Origin of the sequence: Pedobacter changchengzhani (genome assembly GCF_004354365.1) — a bacterium.
Lineage (GTDB): Bacteria > Bacteroidota > Bacteroidia > Sphingobacteriales > Sphingobacteriaceae > Pedobacter > Pedobacter changchengzhani.
Genome location: NZ_SJCY01000016.1, coordinates 42,542 through 59,303, shown reverse-complemented (window position 1 = coordinate 59,303; position 16,762 = coordinate 42,542). Strand labels below are relative to the sequence as shown.

13 protein-coding genes are annotated in these 16,762 nt (G+C 36.0%); 11 read left to right on the top strand and 2 right to left on the bottom strand.

What is annotated here, in order from left to right; genetic code table 11:
• The coding region (locus EZJ43_RS17395; protein WP_207924647.1) for a hypothetical protein at nt 1-247 on the bottom strand (247 nt) is incomplete at its 3' end.
• Between the two features lie 306 nt (nt 248-553).
• On the opposite strand from EZJ43_RS17395, the gene EZJ43_RS16335 reads away from it, so the two are divergent.
• The 9 genes from EZJ43_RS16335 (at nt 554) to EZJ43_RS16295 (ending at nt 10,364) form a co-directional block, all read left to right on the top strand.
• Complete coding sequence (locus tag EZJ43_RS16335; protein WP_133263793.1) at nt 554-922, top strand: hypothetical protein; 369 nt, start codon at nt 554-556, stop codon at nt 920-922.
• A gap of 127 nt (nt 923-1,049) precedes the next feature.
• Nucleotides 1,050-1,922: a DUF3347 domain-containing protein gene (locus tag EZJ43_RS16330; RefSeq protein WP_207924646.1), complete on the top strand. Its 873-nt coding sequence runs from the start codon at nt 1,050-1,052 to the stop codon at nt 1,920-1,922.
• The gene (locus EZJ43_RS16325) at nt 1,922-2,482 is read left to right on the top strand and encodes a helix-turn-helix domain-containing protein (protein ID WP_133263792.1); all 561 of its coding nucleotides are present in this window, start codon (nt 1,922-1,924) and stop codon (nt 2,480-2,482) included. Before EZJ43_RS16330 ends, EZJ43_RS16325 begins: the two co-directional genes overlap by 1 nt.
• 79 nt (nt 2,483-2,561) lie before the next feature.
• Nucleotides 2,562-2,762, top strand: coding sequence for a heavy-metal-associated domain-containing protein (locus tag EZJ43_RS16320; RefSeq protein WP_133263791.1), 201 nt, complete (start codon nt 2,562-2,564; stop codon nt 2,760-2,762).
• 64 nt (nt 2,763-2,826) lie between these two features.
• Nucleotides 2,827-5,313 (top strand): heavy metal translocating P-type ATPase, encoded by a 2,487-nt coding sequence (locus EZJ43_RS16315; RefSeq protein ID WP_133263790.1) that lies wholly within the window; start codon nt 2,827-2,829, stop codon nt 5,311-5,313.
• A gap of 72 nt (nt 5,314-5,385) precedes the next feature.
• A complete protein-coding gene (locus EZJ43_RS17390; RefSeq protein WP_207924645.1) occupies nt 5,386-5,829 on the top strand; it encodes a DUF6799 domain-containing protein in 444 nt (147 codons plus the stop codon).
• Between the two features lie 123 nt (nt 5,830-5,952).
• Nucleotides 5,953-6,435, top strand: coding sequence for a DUF305 domain-containing protein (locus EZJ43_RS16305; protein ID WP_133263789.1), 483 nt, complete (start codon nt 5,953-5,955; stop codon nt 6,433-6,435).
• Nucleotides 6,425-8,710, top strand: coding sequence for a multicopper oxidase family protein (locus tag EZJ43_RS16300; RefSeq protein WP_133263788.1), 2,286 nt, complete (start codon nt 6,425-6,427; stop codon nt 8,708-8,710). Before EZJ43_RS16305 ends, EZJ43_RS16300 begins: the two co-directional genes overlap by 11 nt.
• A 625-nt stretch (nt 8,711-9,335) precedes the next feature.
• Nucleotides 9,336-10,364: a quinone-dependent dihydroorotate dehydrogenase gene (locus EZJ43_RS16295; RefSeq protein ID WP_133263787.1), complete on the top strand. Its 1,029-nt coding sequence runs from the start codon at nt 9,336-9,338 to the stop codon at nt 10,362-10,364.
• Nucleotides 10,365-10,430: 66 nt separating this feature from the next.
• Here the strand turns inward: EZJ43_RS16295 and EZJ43_RS16290 are convergent, their stop codons facing one another.
• A complete protein-coding gene (locus EZJ43_RS16290) occupies nt 10,431-13,355 on the bottom strand; it encodes a PAS domain S-box protein (RefSeq protein WP_262708870.1) in 2,925 nt (974 codons plus the stop codon).
• 200 nt (nt 13,356-13,555) lie between these two features.
• Between EZJ43_RS16290 and EZJ43_RS16285 the strand changes: the two genes are divergently transcribed.
• A complete protein-coding gene (locus EZJ43_RS16285) occupies nt 13,556-14,296 on the top strand; it encodes a DUF3891 family protein (protein WP_133263785.1) in 741 nt (246 codons plus the stop codon).
• A 390-nt stretch (nt 14,297-14,686) separates the two neighbouring features.
• Nucleotides 14,687-16,651 carry a KUP/HAK/KT family potassium transporter gene (locus tag EZJ43_RS16280; RefSeq protein ID WP_133263784.1) on the top strand — a complete coding sequence of 655 codons (1,965 nt, stop codon included), beginning with the start codon at nt 14,687-14,689 and terminating at the stop codon, nt 16,649-16,651.
• The last annotated feature ends 111 nt before the right edge of the window (nt 16,652-16,762 follow it).

Genomic DNA, 16,762 nt, shown 5'->3' with positions numbered 1-16,762 from the left:
AAAAAGAGGAACCCCATATCTTGCAGAGATGATTGCATAAAAGAAATTCAGAGGGCATATCTAAAATAATGCTTCTCAAAAAATAATTGCCTTTTTTCTTGTAAAAACCATAGAATACAGGTTTAAACCAGAATTTTAGTGCTAATAACAAAGGTTGCATATTGTAAACGACCAAATTTTCTAAGAAATGTCTCAAAAATTGTTTTATTCCCTTATTTAGCAAATAATAGGATTTAGCTTCTGCCACAGATTTCGCAGAAAGTTCGCAGATTTAATAAGATGGTATTGGTTCTTCAGTTTTTTAAATCTGTGATAATCTGAGGTTTTTATCCTTTTAAATCTGCGGGGAAATTTTTAGTTTTCGTCACTTTTCGTAAAGGGAAACACCTTCTAATCATTAGCATAAAATTAATTCGGGACGATAAATAATTCCCTCGTTCACCATATTGGCAAACAACTACGGTTAAATAACTTGAATCTGAAACGCTTATAAAAGCAAAAATTTACTTAAGATTTTACCAAACAAAACTCGTAAATTTGGGTTTTAGAAACAATGACAAAAAGTTTTATCATATTGCTGATCTCTATGCTTGGTTTCGCTTCGATACCAAGTGTGACTTTTGCATGTGGTTCGAAAACTGAAAAATCTTGTACCAAAAAAGATAATCCCAAAAAGACAATTAGCAAAGAATGTTGTGAGGATGGAACGCATCAGGCAAGTCACAAAGATAATTGTAACGATGGCTGCAACCATAAATCTTGCCATTGTGTTGCCGTACACTACAATTTAACAATATTGGATACGCAAGAAATCAATACCAAAAATTTCGAGGTATTAAATAATGATCAAAAATTCTCTTACGTAGAAACTTACCTTACTTCGGGTTTTTACTCTATTTGGACACCCCCAAATATAAGCTGATTTTACTTTTTTACAGCCATAGAACTGTTCAAACGAAAGTGATTTCTTTGCTTTCTTTCTTTTTCAAAACCATAAATTTTCAAAATAATACGGAATTATTTAATTCTGTAGCTAACATAATCCTATAATGAAAAAATCAATTGCAACAATGTTGATGGCTACTGTAATGTCGCTATCGTTTATATCGTGCTATGCACAAATTAAAAATGCTAAAACCGAAACGGTTAAAATTTATGGAAACTGCGGAATGTGCGAAAAAACCATTGAGAAAGCAGGTAATATAAAAAATGTTTCCAACGTAGATTGGAATAAGGATACCAGTATGGCAACACTTACTTATGATGCTAAACAAACAAATCAAGACGAAATATTGAAGCGTATTGCTTTAGTTGGTTACGATAGTGAGCAATTTCTTGCACCTAATGATGTTTATAACAACCTTCATGGATGTTGCAAATATGACAGAAACCCGCTTTCCACAAAAGGAATGAAAATGGCTGATCAATCCAAAATGCCAATGGACAGCACAGATCATGCTACACATAAAATGCCAATGAACGCACAAGAAAGCAATCAGTTAAAAGCTGTTTTTGACAATTATTTTTCTGTTAAAGATGCTTTAGTGCAAACTAACGGCGATATAACTTCCGAAAAATCAACAACACTTTTAACAGCCTTGAATGCTATTGAAATGGATAAACTGCCAATGGATGTGCATACGGTTTGGATGAAAGTTCAAACAGATTTAAAAGAAGAAGCTAAACAAATGGCAGATAGCAAAGATGCATCTCGCCAACGAGATCAATTTGTTGCCCTTTCAGAAAACATGTACAAACTAATGAAAATTTCAAAACAAGAAATACCTATTTACTATCAACATTGCCCAATGGCAAATGGCGGAAAAGGTGCAAATTGGTTGAGCAAAGAAAACACAATTACAAATCCATATTATGGCTCAAAAATGTTGGGTTGTGGTGCTAACTTAGAAACGATTAAGTAATGAAAATATACATCAAAAATATGGTGTGTAATCGATGTAAAATGGTAGTGCAGTCTGAACTTGAAAAAGTTGGACTGCACCCTATTTCAGTCGAGCTAGGCGAAGTTGAAATTAGAGAAGAGGATATTGAAGACACTAAAGATATTTTAATTGAAAACTTGCTTGTATTAGGTTTTGAACTTTTAGATGATAAGCGAAGCAAAACGATCGAAAAAATTAAAAATGTTATTGTAGGGTTAGTTCATCATCACGATAACGAAAGCAGAGTCAATCTTTCAGATTACTTATCGCAACAATTATCGCAAGATTACAGCTTTTTAAGCCACCTATTTTCTGAGGTTGAGGGAAGAACGATTGAAAAATTTTATATCATTCAGAAAATTGAACGGGTGAAAGAGTTTTTGATGTATGACCAACTCACGCTCAGCGAAATTGCAGATAAACTTCAATACAGTAGCGTTGCACATTTAAGCACTCAGTTTAAAAAAATAACTGGCGCTACGCCAAGTGCATTTAAATATTCAAAAAATCAACATCGAAACGAAATCGATGATCTCTAAATCTTGTAAACAAAATCCAAAATTATGTAATGCAATTTTGCTGTATTTGTTCAACTTTGTACGATAAATATTATACGAGATGGAAAATAAATATAAAATTACTGGAATGAGCTGTGGCGGTTGCGTTAGCCACGTGCAAAAAGCTTTAAGCAACGTACAAGGCGTTAGTAAAGTCGAGGTAAATCTGCAAGATAAATCAGCAACAATTGAGATGACCAAACCAATTCCATTAGCAGTTTTTAAGGATGCGTTGGGGAATTATGGCATCGAAAATTTATAAAGGAACCGAAATTGCCGATTTACGAATTAAATAATTGCGAAATTTTGAATTTTAATACTGAAAAATGAAACATCAATATAAAATAGCTGGAATGACATGCAATGGTTGCCGAAGCCATGTGGAAAAGATTTTGAGTGAGGTGCAGGGCGTTTCGAAAGTAGATGTTAGTTTAACAGAAAAGTTAGCAACGATCGAAATGGAAAATCATATTCCTATCGAAAACTTTAAAAAAGCTTTATTGGAAGATGGAGGGAGTTATAAAATAGGAATGCTTGACGATGAAATGGAAGAAGCTCCAAAAGAGAAATCTGTTTCAAAACCAAATGAGGTTGGCAAATTTTACTGCCCGATGCATTGCGAAGGCGATAAGGTATATGATAAAGCAGGCGATTGTCCGGTTTGTGGTATGGATTTGGTAAAACAAACGCCTCTAGTTCAAACGGCGCAATATACTTGTCCGATGCATCCCGAAATTATTCAAGATAAGCCCGGAAGTTGCCCGATTTGCGGTATGGATTTGGTGCCGATGCAACCAACATCGTCAGAGGAAGATAAAACTTATTTGGGTTTATCTAAAAAGATGAAATTATCGCTTCTTTTTACCATTCCGGTGTTTATAATCTCTATGTCTGAAATGATTCCAAATAATCCTTTATTTCAAATAATGGATTTAAAATATTGGAATTGGGTTCAGTTTATTTTAACAATTCCTGTGGTATTTTACACCTGTTGGATGTTTTTTGAGCGTGCTTGGAAATCCATTATCACATGGAATTTAAACATGTTTACCCTAATTGGAATAGGTACGGGAGTGGCGTTTCTGTTCAGTATTTTTGGCATGCTGTTTCCGTCGCTTTTTCCGGTAGAATTTAAAACCGCTGGTGGAACGGTGCATTTATATTTCGAAGCGACCGTGGTTGTTTTAACCTTGGTTTTATTAGGTCAATTGCTCGAAGCAAAAGCCCATAGCAAAACAAGTGGCGCAATTAAAGAATTGTTAAAATTAGCACCAACGGAAGCAACTTTAGTTGTGGATGGCGTAGAAAAAGTAATTTCCATTCATGATATTAATAAAGGCGACCTGATTAGGGTAAAACCTGGAGAAAAAATTCCTGTTGATGGAAAAATAACCGAAGGCAGTAGCACTATTGATGAGTCGATGATTACAGGAGAACCTATTCCAGTAGATAAAACGAAAGACGATTTAGTGAGTTCGGGAACGATAAACGGTACAAAATCATTTTTAATGATTGCCGAAAAAGTAGGAGCAGAAACTTTATTGTCTCAAATTGTAAAAATGGTTAGCGATGCAAGTCATTCGCGTGCACCAATTCAAAACGTAGTTGACAAGGTTGCTAAATATTTTGTGCCCATTGTGGTTTTAATTTCGGTAATTACGTTTGTAATTTGGTGGCAATTTGGGCCAGAACCGAAATTGGTTTATGCTTTGGTAAATGCAATTGCAGTATTAATTATTGCTTGCCCGTGTGCATTAGGTTTGGCAACGCCGATGTCGGTTATGGTTGGTGTGGGTAAAGGTGCCCAAAATGGTGTGCTGATAAAAAATGCCGAAGCCATTGAAAACATGAACAAAATAGATGTTTTAATTACCGATAAGACGGGAACTTTAACAGAAGGAAAACCATCAGTAGAAAAAATTGTGGTAAAAGAGGGATCTGAAGTTGATGTGTTGGGTAAGGTAGCATCTATCAATCAAAATAGCGAACATCCTTTGGCTGCTGCAATGGTTAATTTTGCAAAATCTAAAAATGCAAAGCTTCAAAAAGTAGAAAAATTTGAATCCATAACGGGAAAAGGCGTTATTGGCTTTATCAATGATGAAAAAATTAGTCTCGGAAACCATAAACTAATGGAGCAAGAGGAAGTTTCTGAATTCAAGGCCATAGAGGAAGAAGTAATTGCGGCGCAAAAACTAGGTAAAACGGTCTCTTATATCGCCATAAATAAAAAAGTAGTTGGCTATATTACAATAACGGACGCAATTAAAGCTTCTAGTTTGGAAGCGATAAAAGAGTTAAAACGTCAAGGCGTGGAAGTAATTATGCTTACAGGTGATAACGAAAAAACAGCCAAAGCAGTCGCTTCTGAATTGAATCTTAGCGATTTTAAAGCGAGTTGTTTGCCACAGGATAAATTAGCATACATTAAAAATTTGCAGGCCAAGGGAAAAATTGTGGCAATGGCCGGCGATGGAATAAACGATGCACCAGCATTGGCTCAAGCAGATATTGGCATTGCTATGGGAACAGGAACGGATGTGGCGATAGAAAGTGCCAAAATTACATTGGTAAAAGGCGACTTATTGGGTATTGTAAAAGCAAAAAACCTTAGTCATGCCGTGATGAAAAACATTAAGCAAAACCTTTTCTTCGCGTTTATTTACAATTCTTTGGGCATTCCGGTTGCTGCGGGTATTTTGTATCCTTTCTTCGGACTTTTATTATCTCCTATGATTGCCGCATTGGCGATGAGTTTTAGTTCGGTTTCGGTTATTGTTAACGCATTAAGGTTACGTACGTTGAAACTTTAAAATATCGGGCAACAGCGACACTGAAGGTTGGGCAACAGCGGTACTGAAGAAAATATTTTAATATTATTTGTTATGAAATCTAAAAAAGTTTTTGCAAAAGTTTTTACCTCATTATTCACGATGCTGATTTTATTATCCTTCAGCAATTCATTCGCGCAAACAAAAAACAAAAATCATGTGATGAAAGATTGTTGTATGATGAAAGATGGAAAAATGATGGTTATGAAAGACGGTAAAACAATGCCGATGGACAAATCTATGAAAATGAAAAATGGCACCACTTGCATGACCAATGGAGAATGTACCATGAAAGACGGCTCTAAAATGACGATGAAAGACGGAGATTGCATGGAAATGAGCGGTAAAATGTGTAACGAAAGAATGAAGACGATGCACAAAAAGAAAGCATCCAAAAAAGGTGAAGCCATTGTTTATACCTGTTCAATGCATCCAGAAGTTGTTGGCGTTAAAGGCGGAAAGTGCCCGAAATGTGGAATGGATTTAGTGAAGAAATAATGTTCAATTAAGAATTGCTATCGGCGTAGGGCCTTTAGCAATTATTACTCTTATCATCTATTTAGAACGCGTATTGATCAAAAATACTTTCAAATCGATTTTTATCATTTAAAACATAAAAAAATGGAAACTCCAATGCAACAAAAAAAAACTAATAAATACACAACATTCTTTTTAATGTTAGGTGCCTCGTTTGTTGCCATGTACATTACTATGTATCTAAACACCTATTCTTTAGATCATATCTACTTTAGTTTAACCAGATTTTATATGACCTGTTTAGGCATTTCGGCAATGGCTGTAATAATGCTTTTATTCATGTTGGGTATGTATAAAAACAAGAAAAAAAATACAGCAATACTGATTGGAAGTTTTATGCTTTTTGCCACAGCATTATTCCTTGTACGTGTGCAAAAACCGATTATTGGCGATGTGTTGTGGATGAAAGCAATGATACCACATCATTCAATAGCCATTCTTACCAGTGAACGTGCAGATATTAAAGATCCAGAAGTGAGAAAACTTGCTGACGGAATTATCGCCGCACAAAAGAAAGAAATTACAGAAATGAAAACCATGATAAAGCGTTTAGAAAATGAGAAATAAAATACTTATAACTGCAACAATACTTTTAGTAAGTATTTCTAATTTGTACGCTCAAAAAGTAGTTCATTATGATCTTTATGTAAAAGATACATTAGTGAATTTTTCAGGCAAGGAAAAACGTGCAATTGCGGTAAACGGACAAATACCAATGCCAACTTTAACCTTTACTGAAGGAGATACCGCCGAAATTGTGGTGCACAATCAACTCAAAGAAGGTACTGCGCTACATTGGCATGGATTAATGTTGCCGAATAAATACGATGGTGTGCCATATCTTACACAAATGCCGATTAAACCTGGCGAAACTTTTACTTATCGTTTTCCTATTATTCAAAATGGAACACATTGGTATCATTCTCACATGGGTTTACAAGAACAAATTGGTATGTATGGTTCGTTAATTTTAAAGAAAAAAGCTCCTTCTCCTTCGGAGAAGGCGGGGGATGAGGCCTCAACATTTAGAAAAGGAATTGATGACTTACCGCAAGTTCCTGTTATTTTAAGCGAATGGACAGACCTAAAACCTGAGAACGTACATCGTATGTTACACAATGCGAGCGATTGGGCGGCAATAAAAAAAGGAACCGTTCAGAGTTATGCCGAAGCAATAAGGGCTGGTCATTTTACCACCAAAATTGGGAATGAATGGAAACGTATGTTGGCAATGGATGTTAGCGATGTTTATTACGATAAATTTTTGATCAACGGGCAAAGCGAATCCCAAGTCTCCTCTCCTTTGGGGAGGACGGCAGGTGGGGCTTTTAAAGCAGGAGACAAAGTTCGTTTACGAATCGCAAACGGTGGTGCATCTAGTTATTTTTGGCTTACTTATGCAGGCGGAAAAATGACGGTTGTTGCAAACGATGGTAACGATGTAGAACCTATCGAAGTTGACCGCTTAATTATAGGCGTATCAGAAACCTACGACGTGGTTGTAACCATTCCCGCAGATGGTGTATCGTACGAGTTTTTAGCAACTCCAGAGGATAGAACTAAATCGGCTTCAATTTATATCGGTAAAGGTATTAAACAGTTAACAAGCCCTTTGCCTAAGCTCAATTATTTTGAAGGCATGAAGATGATGAACGGTATGATGAACATGGATGGCAGCATGCACGATATGGGCATGAAAATGTCGTTACAGAAGATGGATATGAATGCCGTTATGTATCCTGAAGTTTCGGGAACAGCGATGAAAATGGGTGATAGCAATATGAAAATGGATCATGCTCAGCACGATATGAAATCGATGAATGCCGATATTGTTACTTTAAATTATGGCATGTTAAAATCTCCCACTATAACAACGTTGCCAAAAAATGCTCCTGTGCATGAACTCAAATTCGAATTAACAGGCAATATGAACCGATATGTGTGGAGCATGGATAATAAAGTATTAGCTGAAACCGATAAAATTTTAATAAAGAAAGGGGAGAATGTTCGCATTACATTATACAATAATTCGATGATGCGACACCCGATGCACTTACATGGTCACGATTTTAGGGTACTGAATGGGCAAGGCGATTACGCTCCATTAAAAAATGTTTTAGACATTATGCCAATGGAAACCGATACTATAGAATTCGCTGCAAATGCCGATGGTGACTGGTTTTTTCACTGTCATATTCTTTACCACATGATGGCAGGAATGAACAGAGTATTTTCTTACGAGAATTCGCAACCCAATCCGTACTTACCCGATAAAAAATTGGCATATAAAAAACTGCAAGCAGAAAGTAACCAACCTCATTTTATGGCGCAAAATGATTTTGCAACCAATGGAAACGATGGTATGGCAATGTTACAAAATACTCGTTGGAGTGTAGGTACCGAATGGCGTTTGGGTTACAGCAATATGCATGGTTACGAAACTGAAACTCATCTAGGAAGATATGTTGGTAAAAATCAATGGTTTATGCCTTTTGTTGGCTTCGATTGGCGCTATAGAAAAATGGGAATGGACGAACAAGAAACAAATTTATTTGGCCAATCCAACAGTAAAGACAATCGTAGTTTATTTAGCCTAGGTTTTGATTATACTTTGCCACTGTTAGTCATTTTTCAAACCGAAGTTTATCATAATGGCGATGTACGTTTGCAATTAATGCGTGAGGATATTCCAGTTTCAAAAAGATTGAGAGCTGGTTTTATGGTAAATACCGACAAAGAATACATGGCAGATTTGCGTTACATTGTAAATAAAAATATAGGTATTAGAACGCATTACGATAGTGATATGGGTTTTGGCGTGGGATTAAGTTTGAATTATTAGCCGTCGCAAATTGGAATATTTACAAGTTGAACATTACAATAGTTTAAAATTGTAGTTTTATTTACAAACTAATTGAGAAACGCCTTTAAACATTTTGGATAAAGCCAACAATATTGTTAACAAATATTCGTCGGTTGAAACCGAGGCAATAGTAAAACTACTAAAAGGTTATCTCATAATTAATTTTAAAATTTATTTGGGCGACGGTGGTTTTCACCTGTTGGCACGCAGGTTTAGGCGGTAATCGTAACCACATAAAAATGGCTTATGCTAACTAATAGAAGGCTGTCTCAGAATTAATTTTGAATAGTCAGAATAGTGTTTTTTGCGGCCGTCTTTCCTGCTTGCCTGTCCGGCAGGCAGGCGTAGGCGGGAATCGTAATGCGCTAAAAGGCTTATGCTAACCGATAGCCCTTGGCTTCAGACAAGGGATTACATAAAGCACGCATGGGCTTTAGCCACAAAGGTAAAGTTGTACATTAAACAAACTATTTGTCTCTAATAGAAAGAATTTTTAACTAGTTTATCCCTTAAGTAAATTTGAATTATCAAACTCACATTTACAGTTTGTTTTTTAACTGCATTTGCTATTTTGCCTTTTCCATAATTTATTTATCTTCGTTGCATGTATCAGCTCGTTAAACCACTCTTTTTTAAATTTGATCCAGAAAACGTTCATTATTTTGTTGTTAAGCGATTAAAATGGTTTAACGACAAGTTTCCGTTGGGTAAAACCATTATCCGCAGGACTTTCGATTTTCATGTTAAGGGTTTAGAACGTGAAGTTTTTGGTATAAAATTCAAAAATCCGGTTGGGTTAGCGGCGGGTTTCGATAAAAACGGCGAGTATGTAGAATCACTCAGCAATTTGGGCTTTGGTTTTATAGAAGTTGGTACGGTTACACCAATGCCACAACCGGGAAACGATAAGCCACGTATGTTTCGTTTGCCGAATGATGAAGCCCTAATTAATAGAATGGGTTTTAACAATAAAGGTGTAGATGTGATGGCAGAACGCTTGCGGATGCTTAAAGATAAACACCCAGAAATTGTTGTGGGTGGTAATATTGGTAAAAATAAAGCAACGCCGAATGAAGATGCGGTAAGCGATTACATAAAATGTTTCGATAAACTTTTTGACGTTGTTGATTATTTCGTAGTAAACGTAAGCTCGCCAAATACGCCCGGTTTACGCGAATTACAGGAGAAAGAGCCTTTAAAAAAAATCTTAAATACGCTACAACAGCGCAACCGTAAAAACGATATTTCGCGTCCGATTTTACTGAAAATTGCTCCCGATTTAACTGATGCACAGTTGGATGATATTATTGAAATTGTTGCAGAAACCAAGATTGCAGGCATTATTGCGACGAATACAACCGTCAGCAGAGAAAATTTACTATCGGAAAATTTATTAGTAGGGGAGATGGGTGGTTTGAGCGGCAAACCAGTTAAAGATCGATCTACCGAGGTGATCCGTTATTTATCTCAAAAATCGAATAAAGCTTTTCCAATTATAGGCGTAGGAGGCATTCATTCTGCTGCCGATGCACAAGAAAAATTAAATGCTGGCGCTTGTTTAGTGCAACTTTATACTGGTTTTATTTACGAAGGTCCGGGATTGATTAAAGCAATCTGCAAATCATTGGTCTAGCTTGTTCGTAGCGCACCAAACTTGATAATTGCAAACCTTTTTTTAGTCTGCACCATTAGTTATCTGCTAAATTAGCCATTTTTTCGCTTCCTCAATTTCGGTAAAAAATTGAACAGTTACATTTCCAATCATTACATCAACACTTTTTCTTGCCGAAAGTTGACTGAATCCGCTTTGCGAATAAATCCAAGCAAAATGCGTTAGGCCACATTGTTCCATTTGCGGAAAAAGCTCCGTGCCAACCCATTCTGAAGCCTCAGACCAAGTACCCAATACATGCGTGTTATCATTCAATATCTTTTTAGCACCATATTTTTTTAGCATTTCCAGTGCCAATAAACAGCCGTTTTGTACGGTTTTTAAATTTTGAAAGCCTTTCCAATCCATGTGTATTAACTTCAAATCATCATCATACTTTATGATAATGTGTTTATCCTGAAAATGGTTTTTTTCCGAAATAATTGTTGCAATACTTTGATCCAAAGGCAGACCGAAGTAAAATGTTGAGCCTTCATTCTCGTTACTTTCTATCCAAAAATTACCTTGGTGGCGTTTCAAAATTTCTGATGAGATGAACAGTCCGAGACCCAAGCCATCAAAACGTGTGGCTGTATTATCCACTCGGAAATAGCGATCGAACAGTTTGCTTAAATTTTCTTGCGCAATTCCAATGCCGAAATCTTGTATTGAAACAATGATGTTTTCTTGAAATATCTTACAATCTACAAGTACTTTTTTGCCATTTGGCGAATATTTAACCGCATTAGATAAGAAGTTGTGTACCACTTGCTCTAATCTAAAACGGTCGCCATAATACACCATTTCTTCACCCGTAGCAAAAATGATTTCATGGTTCAGCGCCGTATGTTGAATGCTTTCGATGGTTGCAACTAACATTTCACGGAAATTGAACGTTTCCATGTTATAGCTCATTTTGCCGGCGTTAATTTTGGTTACATCAAGCAAATCCATAATCAATTTTTCCAACCGATATATTTGATCAGAAGATTTTTTAATGAATAGGTTGAAACCTTCTGTCTTATTTGTGCGAGCCATTAATTGGTTAAACGCCTTAATACTGGTTAGTGGCGTTTTCAGTTCGTGCGAGGCAATAGAAAGAAATTCATCTTTTAATTCTTCATTATGTTTCTGTGCCTGTATGTTCGTATTTGTTCCAATCCACAGTTTAACACCTTCTTTCTCAATAAACGGAAGTGCTCTAGCCAAGTGCCAATAATAAGTTCCATCGGCAAACTTTAACCTAAACTCCACAACATATTCTTGTCCAGAATTTAAAGCTATTCTCCATTTATCCAAGCAGTTATCAAGATCTTCTGGGTGAATAAATTCTTGCCAACCTCTACCCGAAATTTGGTCAGAATTGAAGCCGAAATCTTTACACACTACATCATTAACATAATTTAAAGCGCCGTTTTGGTCTGCTGTCCACACCTGTTGCGGAATTGCATTTAGCATAAATCGAAAACGATCTTCATTTGCCCTTACATCGGCCATAGATTGCACCAATGCGGCACTCACTTTTTCTAAATTTTCATTGGTAAGGGTAAGCGCCTCATTTGCCGTACGAAGTTCTTCATTACTCGCTTGCAAGTCATACTGACTTTGTTCCACCAATTTTTTCCCTTTTACGAGCTCTGTAATATCTACCACAGTAACCAATATCGATTCTACTTTTCCATGATGGTCAAAAAGTGGATCGTAAGAAATATCTATATAACTTTCTGTTTCTAGGTGAGGAGAAAGTGCTTCTGAAACTTTAAAAGGTTTACCTTCAATAAAAATATCCTCTAAAATACCCTTAAATTCAGTCTTTTCTATCTCTGGAAATACATCCCACAACTTGCTGCCAATTACATCATCTTTTCGATGCCAAACTTGCAACATTTGATAGTTGGCAATTTCAATAACTAAATCTTGCCCTTGCAGAATAGTCATCCCAATTGGCGCTGTTGTAACCATGCTCCGAACACGGTTCCGTGCGTATTCAACTTTGTTACGAGAATGTACACGTTCAGTCACATCGGTCGCTACCAAAATTATAGATTCAGTAGTGCCATCTTGTGCTTTTAGCGGTGTGTAAATAAAATCGAAGTAGGATTCTTGTAATTCATCTTCGTGCTGCAATATTGCTTGTACTTCATTTCCATGAGCTGATTTACCGGTTGCGAATACCTCATCCAACATTTGAAAAAATTGTTCATTTCTTATATCAGACAGTACGTTTAAAGCCGTTTCTCCTAAGATTGAACTGCTTTTGCCCCAAACCTGCAACATCATTTCATTTGCTGATGTTATGGTCAGTTCTCGTCCGGTTAAGGTTGCGATGGCAACAGGTGCGCTATTAACAAGATTGCGGTAACGGTGTTCGCTTATAGAAAGTTCGTGCGTCCGTGTATCTACAATTTCTTCTAATCCCAAATTTAAAACACTAAGCTTTTCTGTTGCAATGCTCAATTGTTCGTTCGAAACTAATAATTCTTCGTTTGATGATGCTAATTCTTCGTTAATGGAAGCCAATTCCTCATTGAGTTCTTGTTCGCTTTGCAACGCTTTTTTATTTAATAATTCCGTTTTAGCGCGCTGGTCTTCGAGCAAGTTGTGCACATCAACACAGGTACCAATATAGCCAGCAAAACTTCCATCGGCTAAATATCTGGGTACGCCATTATCGGTTACCCAACGGTATTCGCCGTCATGTCTTTTTAATCGATATTCCATCGTAAAATCTGCTCTACCGTCGAAAGCCGTGACATAGGTTTTCAAACATCGATCAAAATCATCAGGGTGAACGCCTTCTGCCCAGCCGTTTCCAAGCTCTTGATCCATTGCTCTGCCTGTAAAACGCAACCAGCCAGCATTGAAAAAATAGCACAGTTTATCCAAGCCCGATATCCAAATAAGCACCGGAGCACTATCTGCCATAATTTTAAACTGTTCTTCTACTTGAATGGTGGGTCGATTTTGTTGCACTTACGAAAATAAAAAAAATTAATTTATTTTAGAATGGGTTGATTAATTTTTAAGTAAATTTTTGAGTTTTCGAGATAAATAATAGGTTTTTGAACTTTTTATCCGTTGAGATAATAATTTATTGAAAAAATTATACGCCACTTGGTATAATTTTTGAAACGAATTTACGAGTAATTTTTGTTTCAAATTAGTTTAGATTTATGATTGTAACCTCACACCAAAAAGGCTGGAAAATTATTAACCAACGTTCTCACGGGCTTTTAGCTGCTATGTTGGCTTTCGAATTTGATATTGATTTGCCCAACCACATTATGGTGCCCACACTTATTGCCATTGCAGAGCATGATGATGGCGTAAATGAAACAGAACATCCTCAAAATTTAACCGAAGCAGGCGCGCCTCGGCATTTTATGGTGCACGACAATTCAAAAGGAGCTGATTTTAGCCAATGGGAAAATATTATGGAAATATCGAGCTCTAAAAGCCAATTAAATGCGCTACTTACTTCTATGCATATTAATTTTTTATCAGATGGAAATACGAAAGCGGAAGACCCTAAACTCAGTGCTTTTTTGAAAGCACAAAAGAAGAACAGAAAGGAAATACTAAAACATTTAAATATTGATAAAGAATATGCCGAACGAATTTACCGTTTTGTAGAGTGGTGCGATGCTTTTTCACTGCTAATTTGTATGGATAAAATTCAACCTGAAGGAAGGAAGATGGAAGTTTCAAAATGTCCGGATGGAGAAATGAGCCAGACTTTTTACAAAGCTGATGATTGTATTACGGTAACGCCTTGGCCTTTTAAGAGCGATAATTTTAAAGTATTTTATGAGTACAAAATAGTAGAGCAGCTAAAGTTTAACACTATAAATGAGTTTGATAAAGTTAGTAGGCGAACGCCTGTAATGAGACAAGAATTTACATTTCTAAAATAAATTTCAGGTATTTTACGGTTTAAAGATGATGAATTTCTAAATATATGTAGGTTTATGTGTTAAAATTGATATTTTTTTTTGATAATCTTCGTAAAGTTGTGGATTTTGAGGTTTTTTGTAAAAATTTAAATAAAAGATGAAATTTTTCGTGCAAATAGTAAGATTTTTTATTAATTACTCGAGTAAGTTAGTTAATTGATGTACTAACTTTTTAAATAATTTAGTTATTATGAATAATTGATGAAGTTTTTTTATAAAAATGTTATAATAATTTTAATTATGGTTGCAATAATCGTTATTTGCGGAAATTTATTATCCAGCATACTATTGATAACTTATTGACATACCAATTTTTTATTAATTGCATGGTGGGAAAATACTCAATCATTTATGACTTCTCATCTTCGTAAACTCTCTGCTGGTGGCGTACTTATTACCTTAGGAATTATTTTTGGCGACATTGGTACTTCTCCGCTATATGCTTTGCAAACAATTTTAAAAGAGGGGGGCGAGGCAAGTCAGTTTATGGTACTGGGCGCCGTTTCGTGCATATTTTGGACACTAACCCTACAAACCACTTTTAAGTATATTTTTATAACGCTCCAAGCAGATAATAGAGGAGAAGGTGGTATTTTTTCTTTATATGCTTTAGTAAGGCGCTACGGCAAGTGGCTGGCAATTCCAGCAATTATTGGTGCTGGTACGTTATTGGCCGATGGTATTATCACACCACCAATATCTGTTACGTCGGCTATTGAGGGGTTAGCCTTGGTACCTGCTTTGTCCCACATATTTATCCCAGGTACCGAGATAATTTTGGTCGTTGTAATTTTCATTTTATTGTTACTATTTTTCTTTCAACAATTTGGAACAAATGTTATTGGTGCAGCCTTTGGGCCAGTAATGTTAATTTGGTTTGTGATGTTGGGTGGGCTTGGTATTGTGCAGGTTTTTCACGATCCCACAATTTTTAAAGCATTAAACCCAATTTATGGTTTCGATTTACTTGTAAAACATCCAAATGGCTTTTGGTTGTTGGGCGCGGTATTTCTTTGTACAACAGGAGCAGAAGCGCTCTACTCTGACTTGGGCCATTGTGGCAGAAAAAACATTCAAGTGAGTTGGATTTTTGTTAAAACTGCGCTAATGCTCAATTATCTAGGGCAGGCGGCTTGGGTATTGGCACAACCAAAAGCTGATGTTAATGTTAATCCATTTTTTGCAATAGTACCCCATGGGTTTGTAATTCCAGCAGTTGCCATTGCAACTTTGGCTACAATAATTGCCAGTCAAGCGCTAATTAGCGGTTCTTTTACGCTAATTAGCGAAGCTGTAAGTATGAATTTTTGGCCACGGATTACGATAAAATATCCTTCCAATATTCGAGGGCAAATTTACATCCCAAGTATTAACTGGATACTGTGTTTTGGCTGCATTGCCGTAAGCTTGTATTTCCGCACAGCAGAAGCAATGACCGCTGCCTATGGATTTTCGATCACCATAGCCATGTTATCAACCACAATTTTAATGTTTTATTTTATGCGTTACGTAAAGCATTGGCCATTGTGGATTGTGGTTATTATTTTATGCATCTTCTTAACGGTAGAATTTTCATTCTTCGTAGCTAACTCTGTAAAAATTATTAAAAGGTTATTCTTTTTAGTATTCGAAGTTGGTTTAATATTTACCATGTATATATGGTTTAGAGCTCGAAAAATAAACAACAGGTTTTTAACCTTTGTAGATTTAAAAGAGCACATTCCAATGCTACATGATTTAAGTGCCGACACCACCGTATCTAAATTTGCTACTCATCTTATTTACCTTACCAAGGCCAACAGTAGTAAGCAAATTGAACAAAAAATTATATACTCTATATTTAGTCGCAAACCCAAAAGGGCCGATGTTTATTGGTTTATTCATATTGAACGTACGGATGAGCCTTTTACAATGGAATACAGCGTAGAGGAGTTGGAAGATGATAAAGTGATTCGGGTGGAGTTTCGTTTAGGTTTTCGAATACAACCTCGAATAAATGTGCTTTTCAGAAAAGCAGTTCAAGAAATGGTAGCCAACGAAAATTTGAATATTATCAGCCGCTATCCTTCACTTAAGCGATATAACTTAGCCGCCGATTTTCAGTTTGTGATTATGGAAAAATTTCTTTCTTTTGAGAATGAATTTAATGCTGCCGAAGGCTTTATTTTGAATAGTTATTTCGCCATACGAAAACTAGCCCAATCTGACGCCAAAGCTTTTGGATTAGATACCAGTGAAACAAAAATTGAGAAAATACCTTTAGTGGTTAGTCCCGCAAATTATTTCAATTTAAAAAAAGTTTCTCCACATCGATAAACACAAAATATAATTATATTTTGTTAAAATTTGAAACGTTGAGTTAATTTTATGTTGGTAAACTTGTGCAAACTTTTTTAAGCTAACCGCCATTTAAATTTTTATAGTGAT